At 65.2% G+C, this 12,744-nt stretch carries 15 protein-coding genes, 1 tRNA gene and 1 pseudogene; 6 read left to right on the top strand and 11 right to left on the bottom strand.

Annotation, left to right across the window (positions count from 1 at the left end):
* A pseudogene (locus tag VN378_RS00950) lies at nucleotides 1–285 on the bottom strand (3-phosphoshikimate 1-carboxyvinyltransferase); the annotation flags it as partial.
* A gap of 126 nt (nucleotides 286–411) precedes the next feature.
* Between VN378_RS00950 and VN378_RS00945 the strand changes: the two are divergent.
* From VN378_RS00945 to VN378_RS00935, 3 genes are all read left to right on the top strand, one after another.
* On the top strand, nucleotides 412–873 hold the full coding sequence (locus VN378_RS00945) for a TIGR02300 family protein (protein WP_325740092.1): 462 nt from the start codon (nucleotides 412–414) through the stop codon (nucleotides 871–873).
* A 211-nt stretch (nucleotides 874–1,084) separates the two neighbouring features.
* Nucleotides 1,085–1,160, top strand: a tRNA-Ala gene (locus VN378_RS00940).
* Between the two features lie 430 nt (nucleotides 1,161–1,590).
* Nucleotides 1,591–2,502, top strand: a complete 912-nt coding sequence (locus VN378_RS00935) for a hypothetical protein (RefSeq protein ID WP_325740090.1) — start codon at nucleotides 1,591–1,593, stop codon at nucleotides 2,500–2,502.
* Nucleotides 2,503–2,524: 22 nt separating this feature from the next.
* Here the strand turns inward: VN378_RS00935 and VN378_RS00930 are convergent, their stop codons facing one another.
* On the bottom strand, nucleotides 2,525–3,427 hold the full coding sequence (locus tag VN378_RS00930) for a helix-turn-helix transcriptional regulator (RefSeq protein WP_304880904.1): 903 nt from the start codon (nucleotides 3,425–3,427) through the stop codon (nucleotides 2,525–2,527).
* 121 nt (nucleotides 3,428–3,548) lie between these two features.
* On the opposite strand from VN378_RS00930, the gene VN378_RS00925 reads away from it, so the two are divergent.
* From VN378_RS00925 to VN378_RS00915, 3 genes are read left to right on the top strand one after another with little or no spacing between them, the layout of a single operon-like run.
* Nucleotides 3,549–4,175 (top strand): hypothetical protein, encoded by a 627-nt coding sequence (locus VN378_RS00925; RefSeq protein WP_304880902.1) that lies wholly within the window; start codon nucleotides 3,549–3,551, stop codon nucleotides 4,173–4,175.
* 1 nt (nucleotide 4,176) lies between these two features.
* Nucleotides 4,177–5,328: a hypothetical protein gene (locus tag VN378_RS00920; protein WP_304880900.1), complete on the top strand. Its 1,152-nt coding sequence runs from the start codon at nucleotides 4,177–4,179 to the stop codon at nucleotides 5,326–5,328.
* A 13-nt stretch (nucleotides 5,329–5,341) separates the two neighbouring features.
* Nucleotides 5,342–5,479 (top strand): hypothetical protein, encoded by a 138-nt coding sequence (locus VN378_RS00915; protein ID WP_155988088.1) that lies wholly within the window; start codon nucleotides 5,342–5,344, stop codon nucleotides 5,477–5,479.
* 78 nt (nucleotides 5,480–5,557) lie between these two features.
* Here the strand turns inward: VN378_RS00915 and queE are convergent, their stop codons facing one another.
* The 9 genes from queE to VN378_RS00870 all read right to left on the bottom strand — a co-directional run.
* Entirely contained in the window at nucleotides 5,558–6,205 is a 648-nt protein-coding gene (queE, locus tag VN378_RS00910) for a 7-carboxy-7-deazaguanine synthase (RefSeq protein ID WP_325740083.1), read from the bottom strand.
* A gap of 92 nt (nucleotides 6,206–6,297) precedes the next feature.
* Nucleotides 6,298–6,690, bottom strand: coding sequence for a hypothetical protein (locus VN378_RS00905; protein WP_325740082.1), 393 nt, complete (start codon nucleotides 6,688–6,690; stop codon nucleotides 6,298–6,300).
* Nucleotides 6,683–9,145: a tetratricopeptide repeat protein gene (locus VN378_RS00900; RefSeq protein WP_325740081.1), complete on the bottom strand. Its 2,463-nt coding sequence runs from the start codon at nucleotides 9,143–9,145 to the stop codon at nucleotides 6,683–6,685. The genes VN378_RS00905 and VN378_RS00900 overlap by 8 nt, the downstream gene beginning before the upstream one ends.
* Before the next feature lie 211 nt (nucleotides 9,146–9,356).
* Entirely contained in the window at nucleotides 9,357–10,685 is a 1,329-nt protein-coding gene (locus tag VN378_RS00895; RefSeq protein WP_325740079.1) for a type II toxin-antitoxin system HipA family toxin, read from the bottom strand.
* Nucleotides 10,685–10,936, bottom strand: a complete 252-nt coding sequence (locus VN378_RS00890; RefSeq protein WP_325740077.1) for a helix-turn-helix domain-containing protein — start codon at nucleotides 10,934–10,936, stop codon at nucleotides 10,685–10,687. The genes VN378_RS00895 and VN378_RS00890 overlap by 1 nt, the downstream gene beginning before the upstream one ends.
* A gap of 200 nt (nucleotides 10,937–11,136) precedes the next feature.
* Nucleotides 11,137–11,583, bottom strand: a complete 447-nt coding sequence (locus VN378_RS00885) for a helix-turn-helix transcriptional regulator (RefSeq protein WP_325740075.1) — start codon at nucleotides 11,581–11,583, stop codon at nucleotides 11,137–11,139.
* Nucleotides 11,571–11,777: a hypothetical protein gene (locus VN378_RS00880; RefSeq protein WP_325740073.1), complete on the bottom strand. Its 207-nt coding sequence runs from the start codon at nucleotides 11,775–11,777 to the stop codon at nucleotides 11,571–11,573. Before VN378_RS00880 ends, VN378_RS00885 begins: the two co-directional genes overlap by 13 nt.
* The gene (locus tag VN378_RS00875; protein ID WP_325740071.1) at nucleotides 11,770–12,051 is read right to left on the bottom strand and encodes a hypothetical protein; all 282 of its coding nucleotides are present in this window, start codon (nucleotides 12,049–12,051) and stop codon (nucleotides 11,770–11,772) included. The genes VN378_RS00880 and VN378_RS00875 overlap by 8 nt, the downstream gene beginning before the upstream one ends.
* Nucleotides 12,048–12,744: transglycosylase SLT domain-containing protein (locus tag VN378_RS00870; protein WP_325740069.1), on the bottom strand; the 697-nt coding region annotated here is incomplete at its 5' end. The genes VN378_RS00870 and VN378_RS00875, both read right to left, overlap by 4 nt.

The raw sequence follows: 12,744 nt of genomic DNA, 5'->3' as shown, positions 1-12,744 counted from the left end.
GGTTCCGGCGTTGCCGCAGTCAATGACGCCGGCCGGCTGTCTGAATCCGCCCCGCCCCGTGACCCGCCAGCGGCCCGGGCCCAGCCGTTCGACTGTCGCCCCCAAGGCCTCGACGGCCCGGGCCGTGGCGAGGATATCCTCGCCCTCCAGCAGGCCATCGACATCCGTGACGCCGGTCGCCATGGCCCCCAGGATCAGGGCGCGATGGGACATGCTCTTGTCGCCCGGCGCGCGCGTCACGCCGACCAGCGGCGGGCTGCGTCGGGCGGTCAGATGGCGGGGGATCGGCACCCGGCGGTCTCCGGACAGGTCAAGCGGGGCGCGGGCGCGCGGAGATGGCTTTTGACAGCGGCGTCAGGGGGTGGCAAGGGAGCCGCCCCATTTCCCCACTCCCGCCAAAGGTCTTCAACCGTGGCCAAACCCGAACTGGGCCAAAAGCAGGTCTGCCCGAACTGCCAGGCCAAATTCTATGACCTGGGCCGACGCCCGGCTCATTGCCCCAAATGCGCGACCGAATTCGATCCGGAGGAGGCGCTGAAGCTGCGCAACCGCCGCGGCCGTCCGGCCGGCTATCCCGCGGACGAGGCCGACGAGGATCAGGTCAAGGACAAGAAGGCCGACGGCGACGAGGACGAGGAAGAAGAAGCGGTCGCGACGCCCGAGATCGACGAGGAAGGCCACGAGCCGATCCTGACCCCGGACGACGACGACGAGACCCCCGTCGACCCCACCGAAGAGTCCGGCATGGGCGAAGCGGTCGAGGACGACGACGTCCTGGCTGATGATGATGACGACGACTCGGTCCCCTTCATCGAGGACGAGGACGATGATGGCTTCGAGGACGAAATCATCACGCCCAAGGAAGACGAGTAGACTTTTTTGGGGCCTACCGCGCTTCGCGCTACTTGAGGCGCGGTAGGGTTTCGCCTCCAGGCCGCGTCGGGTCGGGAGGTCCCGAAGGGCCGACGATCGCGGCCCAAAATAAATGGCTGGACCGGGCTTGATCGCGATCAGACCCTGACATAGGTTCCGCCGCCTCGCAGCAGGGCCTCCCGGGGCCCACAGCGATCCGACCGAAAGGTTCGGGGCTTTAGCTCAGCTGGTAGAGCGCTTGCATGGCATGCAAGAGGTCAGCGGTTCGACTCCGCTAAGCTCCACCAATTTTTCAAGGGGTTAGCAGTTCTCTGCTAACCCCTTGTTCGTTCCGGGTAGCACATGGGTAGCAAACCGCGTTCTGCGAAATAATTTTGCAGTAAGGCGGTTTCAGGGGGTTCCTAGCCGCCTCGCCGCGTTTTTCCGCGTTCCCGGGCCGTCTGATTCCCGACCAAGGTCGGGTCGCCCCCCTCCCGCTGCTTGGATCTGAAGGGGCCTCCGGGACTGACAAGGTCTCGCTCGTCTTCCCCTCGCTCCAACCGACATCGCTGAGGGTTGAGGTCTCAACGCAAGACGATATGCTGAGCGCCGGCTGATCCGGCCATGCCGTCCACAATGGCGAAGCTCACGGGCAGGAACCATCGATACCCCGTCAGAACCCTTCCAGGTGCGCGGGCTTAGTGGACACGTCGCTCCAAGCACCGCCGGAACGGTTTAATGCGTATTCAATTCACGGATCTGTCGCGGCCCAAGCAGGCCGCCAAAAATCTCGCGCGTCTCGCGGGAGCGCCGTCGCTGTCCAGCGTTCAGGCCTCTATCGCGCAGTGTCTCGGTTACCGGGACTGGCACGACTTCTCGATGAACCCCGGGCCGGACAATCCTGTCGATCCAGCGGGTCCTGAAATTCCCCGGATCATCTCGGAACTGTCTGACCTCACCGGGCTGCGGGACTCCGACGTCCAGTACGCCACTTCCAGAGCACGGCTGTTCGGGTCTTCTCCATGGGCGCTGGATGCGCAGCTGGATCTTCGGGCCAAGCTATGGCGGCAACGCCTGTTCGGGCCAGCGGAACGCGGAAGGCCCGGCACGGTCGTCCGGGACAAGGCGGACGGCCAAACAGCGGCCTATCTGCTGACCCCCGGTAGACCCACCACCATTCTGCTGGACGCGTGCCGAGCGACACGCGCGGATTTCGAGGTGATCGCTCCCCGGTCCCCGCTGCCTGATTTCATCCCCTCGCGCCTCTGGCTGCCCTACGGCTTCTGGACCCTGATGGACGGGTCCGAGGTTCTGTTCTCCAGGGACTACTACCCGCTCTGGAGAGTCCACGACGGTCAGGTCGAGCGCCTTGATCCGTGGTTATACATCGAGGGGAAAACGGCTGAATCCCATTTCACGCCCCCGCGCAGCAGCGTCTGGTCGTCGGGGGTCGCAAGGGAGACCGCCCTCGCCCGAATGGCGCAGCATCGCATCGCCGATGTTCCTCGGCTGGCCGACATCATGGCGCATCTGATCGAACCGGACATCGAGTCCTTCGGCCCCGCCGTCTCCCGGCTGCACAGGCGTTCGTATCCCGACGCCGTCGTGCCTCCATTCGCCAGGATGAACGAGCGACTTCGCTACGATTGATCCGGCCGGCCGGACGGAAGGCCTAGTCCGCAACCGTCCTTCTGGCTTCCACCAACGCCTTCATATCGACTTTCGACTGCTCGATCGCCGCCTGCACCGCGTCCAGGTTTCTCATCTGGATCTGGGCGCGGGCAGGCGGCAGATCCGGTAGGTCCAGGTTCATCCGCCTGATGAAATAGTAGGCCATGGAGAGCCGAACCTCGATTTCGCGGCACCCGTTCGTCATATGATAATCGAGTTCGATCGCCCGCCGCTTCTCTGCATCCAGTCCTGCGTGCGCGCAGAGCTCGAGCGTGATCGTCCGGCTCCATTCGACGTCGTCCTCGACTTCGTAGACCGCAGGTTCGAGCGGCCCGACTTCGTCGATCCGGGTCAGGACGAAGTCCCTGAAGTCTTCCCGCTCGCAACACCAGGCCCGCGCATGCCAGCGATACCCATCGAAGGCCAGGGCGTGGGGCGCGATTCGGCGCCAGCGTGAACTGGACAGGGACTGATAGCGGATAGCCAGCGCCTGCCGCTGGCGGATCGCCTTCAGGATGCTGCGAAGCAGGGTCTCGTCGACGTGCCTGACGATCTCGGGCGCCATGTCGACGGGAGGGACGTCCCGGAACCAGACATCCTCTCGCTGGAGGGCGCCGGTGAGCAGCGCCCTGAGCTGGAGAAGAAGGCGATTGGCGGAGACGCGCAGAAACTGCGGCCGCATGTTCGCGGAAGGCAGGAAGCCCTTCTCGGTCGAGTCATAGACGATGTTGTCGCCAGCGATGTCCCGGTAGTTCCGCAAATCCACCGAGGCCTGGGGCGTGGAGATATCGAATGTGGTTTCCAGATCGCGCCGGTTCAGCCGGCCTTCCCAGAACAGCTTCCATTCCATGAACTCGAACCGGCGGATCTGTGGCCAGGATCGGCGCTCGGTTTCATCAGCCATCAAAAACACCCCTATCGTCTCTTGACGGGTATCAAAACACGACCCATGTAGTTTCTAAGCGGGTCTGGAATCACCATCGCCTGCTTTGGGCTGCAGGGCAATGTCCCGCTTGGAGGCTGAAGTGGATCACGAATACGCCGTCCTGGGCGGCATCAACCGGGCAAGGATCGGGCAGTGGATCGGCACGATCGCCGCCGCGGTCTCGTCCGCCTTGGTCGCGCTGCTGCTGGCGGCGGTCGATCTGGCCAAGATGCTGGGGTTCGGCGATCTCGTGCCGACCGTGCTCCTGCCGCCGATCGGCGCCGGCCTGGTGTTCGCCGCGCTCTACTGGCTGTTCAGCCGCCACGCCTGGCGACATCCGTGGTTCGCGGCCGGGCTCGGCGTTCCGGATCTTCGGGGGCGCTGGAAAGTCGCCGGCCAATCGATCAATCCGGACCAGACCCATGGCGACGCCTGGTCGGGCCAGATCATCATCACACAGACCTGGGACCGGATCCGGGTCCGGCTCAAAACCGCCCAATCCGGTTCGAACAGCCTGACCGCCGCCCTCATCCGGGACGAGGCCGACGGCTACCGCCTCTTCTACAGCTACCGCAACGACCCCCGCATCGACGCGCCGGACCTCAAGGGTCACCGGGGCTACGCCGAACTGACCTTCGACGCCGACCTGAAGACGGCCGAGGGCGAATACTTCAACGGTCTGGGCCGCTTCACCTTCGGCACCATGACGCTCACCAAGGAGGGCTGAGATGCCGATCAACATCAATGACCGGCTGACCCGGCTGAACAATCGCCGCAAGGGCATGGACCGCCTGGGCCGCCTGACCGAAGCCGCCCAGCTCGACGTCATGCGCAAGAGCCTCCACAGCGAGGCCTGGCAGCGCCGGGCTTCCACCGGTCAGCCCAACACCCGCTATGCGCTCGGCGCCATGCAGGAAGTCGATCCGGATTACACCCGCATCAGCCGGGAGACGGCCGAACGCGTCGCCGGTCAGCTCAAGTCCGGCCTGACCGCCCGCGGCTTCACCGTCGACTGGCGGCTGCAGGGGTCGGTGCCGCTCAACGTCCACATCCGCGGCGTCAGCGACGTCGACCTGCTGAAGCTGGACACCAACTTCAAAACCTACACCTCGTGGGGAGCGATGAGCCAGGCGGGGCGCTACACCGGCACCGCTACGACCGCGACCTCGGTGGGTTCACTGCTCAATCTTCGCCGGGAGTCCGAAACCATTCTGAAGGCCAAATACCCGGCCGCGACGGTCGACTGCTCGGGCAACAAGGCCATCAAGATCTTCGGCGGCTCGCTGGCCCGGCCGGTCGATGTGGTGCCCTCGCACTGGTTCGACAACTACGACTACCAGACCAGCGGTCAGGAGCACGATCGCAGCGTCACCATCCTCGACAAGTCGGTGCCGACCACCATCGACAACCTGCCCTTCCTGCACATCAAGAAGATCAGCGACCGGTGCGATCACGCGCTCGGCGGTGTCCGCAAGGCCATCCGCCTCTGCAAAAACGTAAAGAACGACGCGGAGGAAGAGCGGGGCGTTAAGATCGCCCTGTCGAGCTTCGACATCGGCGCCACCATATTCCACGCGGATCTGGCCGCGCTGCGCGCCGGCGCCTCCTACGAACTGGCGATCCTGGCCGAGGTCCAGCGTCACCTCGACCACCTGACGATGAACGAGAGCCACGCCAAGACCCTGCGGGTCCCGGACGGTTCACGGGCGATCTTCGACACGCCCGAAAAGCTCTCGGCGCTGCGCACGCTGTCGGTTGAGATGGACGAACTCGCCAAGGCCGTGGCGACCGAACAGGGCAAGGTCGTGATGAAGTCGCTCGGCGTCTCGACCTATGACGCCCGCCGCATCCTGAACGAAGCCTACATCCCCCATCTCTGAAAGGACCAACACAATGGCCAAGTCTTCAAAAACCTTCCCGATCGGCCGCAACGCATCCAACGGCAGGCTCGTCCCCGTGGCGGTGGCCAAGGCCCGGCCAGCGAGCCACGTCGTCGAGCGGATGCCCAAGCCCGGTCGTGGCGACAGCTAAGGCCGCAGACCAACCATCAGAAGGCAAGACTGCCGTCCAATGACAGGGCTTCGGCATCGGTCTGGATGCGGTATTGGGTCAGCGCACCCCGATGTATTTGTGGGTCTGGACGCTGAGCCGCCATTGCGGATGCGTCAGACAGTACTCGATTGCCGCAGCCGTGTTGGCCGCCTGGTCCGGCCCGTCCATTGGCTGAAGCCAGAAGCGTTCAAAAGCCAGATGCTCGAACCGGTCGGGCATGGCCTTCGCCTGCGGGAAGACCAGCTTCAATTCCTGTCCGGAGGCCTGAACGACAGGCGCATCCGCCTTGGGGCTGACGCAGACCCAGTCGATGCCAGCCGGCGCCGCAAGCGTACCATTGGTCTCGACCGCAACTTCGAAGCCCCGATCATGCAGGGCGTCTATCAAGGGTCGGTCGAGCTGCATCAGCGGCTCGCCGCCGGTGCACACCACCAGCTTCGGATCGCCGTCCCTGCCCCGCCACATGGCCGCGACGTGACCCGCCATGGCCTCAGGCGTCCGAAACTTCCCGCCGCCGTCGCCGTCCACGCCCACGAAGTCCGTATCGCAGAAGCTGCAGACGGCCGTCGCTCGATCCCGCTCCAGTCCGCTCCACAGATTGCAGCCGGCGAAACGCAGGAAGACGGCCGGCCGCCCGGCCTGGCCGCCTTCGCCCTGCACCGTCAGGAAGACTTCCTTGGCTGAATAGGTCCGACTGACTGTCACTCGTTCTCGATGCTCATCAGCAAGGTTTTTGCAGCCGGATCGCTCAGCGTGCTTCCGCCCGCTACTCTTCTCCCAGCGCTATCACGTCCCGCCTAGCCGTCCGAGAGTTCCTGGAGCTTCTGCACTGTGTCGATGATCTGATTGACCGTTGTCGCGATCTTTGGCGACGCAGCGATCAGGCTTTTACCCCCGGTAAGCACCGCCTGGATTGCTCCCTTGACCAGCTGGCGATTGGGACGATCCGCGACGGCAGCCTCAATCAGATGGGTCGTCGAAACGGCCAAAGCCTCGGCATCGTCGGCGTTTTCAGGCGCCGAGGCCTCCAGAGCCGTCCGCAGGTCAAGCAGAAGGTCCCGCAGACGGTCGGCGTCCAGGGCGAGAGAGTCCTGATGCTGCGACACGCTCTGGGTCGCCCGATCCAGCGAGGCGTTGATGTTCACAATCGCACCGCGGAAATCGCCACTGAAGTTGAACTGGTCACGCACGGGATCGTCCTCCTGAAACATGATGAAGCCGTCTCAGGAACTCTTTGAATGTCCTGATCGAACCCCGGTGTTTTAGCGGGTCTCGGTTTGCGATCTTCAGCCCCCGGCGCCAATGGGCTTCGGCGGCGCTTGGGTCTTTCAACTGGAAACACGCGAAGCCCAAGGCAAACAACATATGCAGCAACTCCGCACTGCGGACCCTGCGCGCCTCAAGGTGAGACAGCCGCTCGGTCAAATGGGTCCTGATCTCGTCGAATTCGCCAAGGTTCGTCTGCGCATTCACAAGGCCGTTGGAGCAGGCGTTCGTGGCTGGGTGGTTCCAGCCGAGCGCCGCTACAGCCCGGTCCATCGCCAAGGAATAGAAGTGACGGGACTCGAGCCAGTTCTTCCTCGCCGCGCTGACCGCACCCAACTGGGCGAGCAGGTCCCCGAGCAGGGGGGACTCCTCTCCAAACGACTCCGCGACCGTAGTCCGGGCGCGCTCGAGATACCCCTGTGCCGCCACGAGGTCGCCGGCCGCCTCTCTGAAGACGCCGAGCCGTTGCAGCACCTCCCAATGCCGGAAGCCCTCGTCCTCCGGTGTCTGCGGAAGAAGATCGGACAGCAGATCATCTTCCGCACTAATGTCGTCCCGTGCCTTTGCTAGTCCACAGATTATACGGACCCAAAGACGATCTGGATCCATCTGCATGGCAATCGCGGTTTCGTCGTCACTGCGGTCAAAGGCTTCCCGTTTGGCGTCGTCGACCGGGCGAAACCAGATTCGGAGAAAACGGCGTCGGGCTTCATGAAACGCCTGCTGCGCCTCTTCTCCCCGGTGCAGGGCTTCGCCAAGGTTGAGGTGCGTCATGAGACGACTGGCCTCATGTTTTTCAGGTGACCGGAGTTGAAGGTCGAGGGACCGCCTCAGCAGCGCTGCGGCTCTGTCGGGGTTGAAGGGTCGAACACTGACCGCAATGTCGTTGAGAGCATGTGCAACCTCGGAATCGGAGCCCGGCATTCGGGCCTCGGCGCGCGCCAGACGGGCTTCATTGGCATCTCTCGCGCTGGCGTAATCGCCACTATGGTAGTGGTGCATAGCGAGTTCTTGGCTGAGCGCCTCGGCGACGGGGCTGGCACGCTCCAGCGCTGCCTTGGCCATGTGGTTGAGATGGACCTCCCATTCGGCGATGTAGCGGCTATCCTGCACGCGGTTGGACTTCTCCGCCGACGAAAGAAGCTCCCGCTCGACCGCCAACCGCAAGTTAGGGTCAATGCGCCCCTGCACGAAGGCGACGATCAGCCGGTGCACGACCAAAGACGCGCCTCGATCGTCGATGAGGCCCAGATCGGCTAGGCGTCGTAGGGCATCTTCCTTCCCCTGCTCGAGCTCATCATCGCTCTCGCCGGCGTCACCGCGCGCGTGAATATAGCCGCGTGGTATGTGTTCACCGGGCGCATAACAGCTGAGAATGCCGAGGATCTGCACCGCGCCAGCATCGCTTGGGGAGCTCAGATCGAGATCGCTGTAACTGACCTCAAAGGTTCGGGCGACATTCTGATCGTGGCCGGTCGGACTCCAGTCGCCTTCGATCATCGAGGTATGTTGAAGGACCTGCTTGCGTAGGCTCTGGAGATACCGTGCCGGTTGGCCGAGACCGTCATACCGATACCGGGCCATGAACGACCCGGCGAGATGCAGCGCCAGTGGCAGATCGCCCAATTCAGCCGCGATCTCGTTGACGATCTCATCGTCTCGCAGGCGCGTATGCGGACCAAAGGATAACAACAACTCGCGACTGTCCGGGCGATCGAGAACCTCTAGGGTCTGAACCGTAATCCCCAAGCTCGCGCTCCAGCTTGATCGCCGGGAAGTCAGCAGGATCCGTGCGCCGCCCGTCGTCGGACGCCAGGCCGCAAAGGTTTCCTCGCTCTCGCAGTTGTCCAGAATGATCAGCCGCGGGTAGGCCTCCGCCCAAGCTTGACGAACCAACGCCACGCGTTCCGGCAGCGGGAGCTGCTCGAACATCGGATGCAGATCCAGTTTGCCTCGTCCACCGCACTGGGCGACCTGAATGCTGATCGTGTCCGGATCGGCGCAGTTGATCCAAAAGACGCCGCCAGCGAAGAACTGACCATAGCGATGGGCGAACTCGACAGCGACCTGGGTTTTGCCGATACCGCCTAATCCCGCCGCAGCCGCCGACTGGACCACTGCCGCAGAGGTTCGGCTGCCAGCAAGGCGCTCGGCGAGCGCGGTGAGCGTATTCCGCCGAGCGACAAAGAGCGGATGCGGCGGCCAAGGCATAGTCGAACAGCTAGGCAGCGCCGTCGGCTCTGGCGGCTCTTTCGTCTGAGCCATCTGCATGAACAGAGCCCAGGCGTCGTTAGGCGATAATCGGGCGCCCCGGTCAGCTTCGCCAATCTGGACAAATGCGCCGGCGAAATTTCCGCCCAAGTTGTACTGGTCGCGCAAGCCGATCGAGCCTCGTCATCCGAACTTCGTCGGCGCCAACCGACAAACGTTGATCGGTGATGGGTTCTTCATTCAGTTTCGCGTGTCAACGCCTTGCTGCCGCTGAGGAAGCTGAGATTGGGAAGATGCCAAGGGGATTGTTCCGCCGGAAATGTGCGCACTGATACATTGCCCAAGTCGCACGAGGCCGCGCGCCATGCTCCCAAGCGCCTCACAGTTCTGCCCAAGCGCTTTCCAACTGCCGCAGTCGGCGCGGAAGAATCGCCTGGATTGAACGGTGAACCTCGTCGTGGAAATCGGCCGGCATCGCGGACCTTGCCCGGTCGGTGGCGGTCGCCGCCTCGGCCATCACCTCGTCGAGGACCTGACGGATGACAGCCGGCCCAAGGCCCGCGGCCTTGCCGCTCTCGACGAAATGCCGGCCGTGCACATCCACGATCTTGTAGTGCGTCGTCGCCCCGGCCGACATGGCCAGCCGGAACGCCTTGTGCGGGATCTGGCGCGCGTCGAACGCGGGCTGGGCGCTGAGGACATCATAGAAGGGCGTGAGCCGGAACCGGCCGCCGGGCCTGAGGAACAGGCTGAAATTCTTGGCGTGGCCGTCGGTGGCGCCGATCATCCAGAACAGGATCTGGCTCTTGAAGAACAGGGCCCGGTCCGTCTGCGGGTCGTCGCTTTCCAGCAACCGGTCCATGACGGCCTTCACGCCCGGCCCGCCCTTGTCCTGGTATTTCCGGCTCGAGGGGATCGACAGCGCCTGGCACAGGTCCTCCTGGGGCAAGCGAAGAAGACGACCGTCGCGCCCCCACAGCCGGTCGAAGCGCTCGACCACCAACACCCGGCGCTCGCCGAAGGTGGCGATCTCGCTTCGCGTGACGGGCAGGCCGAAGGCCGCCATCAGGGCGAGGCAGTAGTGCTCATTGTCCACGCTGTGCCTGAGGTCGATGGTCCCCCAGGACATCTGGATCTCGCCGAGCTCGGGCTTGAGGATGTGGGTGGTGGGCGTGGCGCCGAGCGGCCGCTTCCAGACGCCCTCGTGGAAGAGGAGCGCGGTCTTCTCCTGGGCGCCCGCCACGGAAATCCGGAAGCCCTCGTCCGGGTCGATGCCCAGAGGAGCCCGGGCGAGATTGGCCAACAGGGCCTCGATCTCCCCCTCGGAGATGGGATCCCCCACGATGGCGCCGGACGCATCGACCTCGACGCCTTCCGGCAGGAATTGCATCGCGCCCACGCAGTCGCGCCCGATCTGCTCCAGCAGACTGAAGGAATCCGTCCCCTGGGCCCCCGTCCTCTCGGCGACGCGCTTGCGGACGCTGGCGCTGTCCGGCAGCAGGTTGTCGAACACCGCCACCACGGGCTCGCCCCGCCACTCCGGCGCCTGCAGGGGCAGCGACAGCGAGATCGGGAACCGGTTCGGCCAGTCGAGCCATTCCCGGGCGTACTGGAAGGCGATGGCGCCGCCGGCCTCCTTCTCCAGTCGCCCGGCCAAGCGATTGTTGATCAGCACGCTGAGAGGCGCGTGTGTCTTGCGGCGACCCATCAGAAGATGTCCTCGATGTCCGCCGCCGAACTCTTCGTGCGGGGCGCGAGGGTCATCTCCAGGTCGAGGGCGGCGAGGAGGTCGAAGATCGAGGCGACCCGCGATCCGGGCTGGCCGGCCTCGATCTTCGAGACCATCTCCTGACGCAGTCCGGCCCGTTGGGCGAGATCGGTCTGGCTCCAACCCCGCATCTTGCGAGACTGCTGGATCAGCGAGCCCAGTTGCTTGGGGGAACGGACGAAGGACGACATGGCTGGTCTCCGCGTTATGCGGAATAATGCATACGCCCGGATTATGTGATTTACAACATAAGAACGCGATATGCGATATTCTGCATATTATGATTGTATGTTATATTTCGCATAGCCAGCAATGTCCCTCATGGCCGGTTCAAGCGACGTCGGGCTGATTCCCAACAGAGCCGCGCCGCGGACGGCCCGCGCGGCCCAGGTTACGGACCGAAATCGAAGGCGATCTGTCCGGGCGCGGTCCTGGCCGAAGGCCGTCCGGATCGCCGCTGCGGTGCGCTTTCAGCCGCCGGCGCGTCTTCCTGGGTCCCCGCCCGGGCGTCTGCCGCCGGCTGTTGCACATCGTCTCCGAGGGTCCGCCCCTCCTCCGCCGCCGCACCCCCGGGTGTTGGACGTCCCGCCGCCGATCCGAACGGCCGCATCTCGGCCGGACGCCGCGGCGCCCGTGCGATCTTCCAGGCCGCCAGTTCGCTCTCCCACCAGCAGACACGGCCGGGCGACACCACGACCGGAAGGGGGAAGTCCCCCGTCTTCTGCATCCGCCAGGCCGTGGTGCGGCTGAGGCCGGTGATGTCGCGCACGGCCGGCCAGGCCAGCAACCGGTCGTCCCGGCCGCCGGGCCGGCCCGCAGTTTCGGTCAGGACACCCATGACACGGCCTCGTCCGCCCGGCGTTCGAGCACTTCGGCCAGGAGCCGCGCGTCGCGGGCCGCATCGACCGGATCGCGCACCTCCCACACGAGCAGCACCTCCTTCAGCGCATAGCTGACGGCGGGATTCGTCAGCAGGTCCGCCACGGTGGGGGTCTGCCCGACCCGTCCCGCCTCATGCGATGCGTCAGCCATGGCGGCGCCCCCGTGCGGCGGGCGGGGCCGACGCCTTCAATTCCCCGACCTGGGCCAGGGCCCAGTCCCGCAGCACGCCGCGCGGATAGTAGGGCTTGTGACGGACGTGACGGCAGGGCGGGCCGTCGCCGCCGGTCGACCACAGGCGGGCGAGGGTCGCCGGCTTCATCCGGATGCCGAACTGGACCAGGAAGGCCGAGGCCTCCTTGCGGGTCAGCAGGTCGCCATCGCCCGCGCCGGGGACAGGATCCACGGGTTCGATCGCGGGGATCACAGGACGGCCTCCGGCGGCCGGCATTCGCGGGCGCTACGGGCGCTTCGCCCGGCGGTCAGGGCGAGGTAGCAGTCGACGACGGAGATCACATAGGCCCGGGTCTCGGCTATGTCGGGCACCCGGCCGAGCCGGGCGACGCGGCCGGGTCCCGCATTGTACGCCGCCAAAGCCAGCCTGACGTCGCCGAATCTGAGCATCTGCCGGGCCAGATAGTCGGCGCCGCCGGACAGGTTTTGCTCGACGTCGAAGCGGTCCCGGACGCCGAGGTCGGTGGCCGTTCCCGGCATCAACTGGGTCAATCCGCCCGCGCCCGCCGGCGAGATCGCATCGACCCGATAGGCCGACTCCTCGGCAACCCATTCGTCGCGGAGCAGATTGTTGCGGTGATCGAGATAGAGGACCCGGAACTGCTCTCTCGGCCGATGCGCCATGGCCGTCCGGACATAGGTCTGCAGCGCGGTCCAGGAGGCGATGGCCGGCCGGCGGCAGGCGTCGACCCGGGCCAGCCGCACCGCCAGCTCGCGCAGGATCTTCAGGTCGGCGAAAATGGCGGGCCCGGCGTCGCTCGACCGCGTCAGTTCCGACAGGTCCGCCGCCGCCACCGCGCCCAGGCTGCCGAAGCGCGCGAGGAGCTTGCCCGCCAGCCCGTCCGGATCGGCGCCGGACCGGCTCAGCACCAGGGCGAGCAGGGAC

Origin of the sequence: Brevundimonas sp. (assembly GCF_035561115.1) — a bacterium.
Taxonomy (GTDB): Bacteria; Pseudomonadota; Alphaproteobacteria; order Caulobacterales; family Caulobacteraceae; genus Brevundimonas.
The sequence above is the reverse complement of the archived record's forward strand: the minus strand, read 5'-3'. Positions and strand labels throughout refer to the sequence as shown.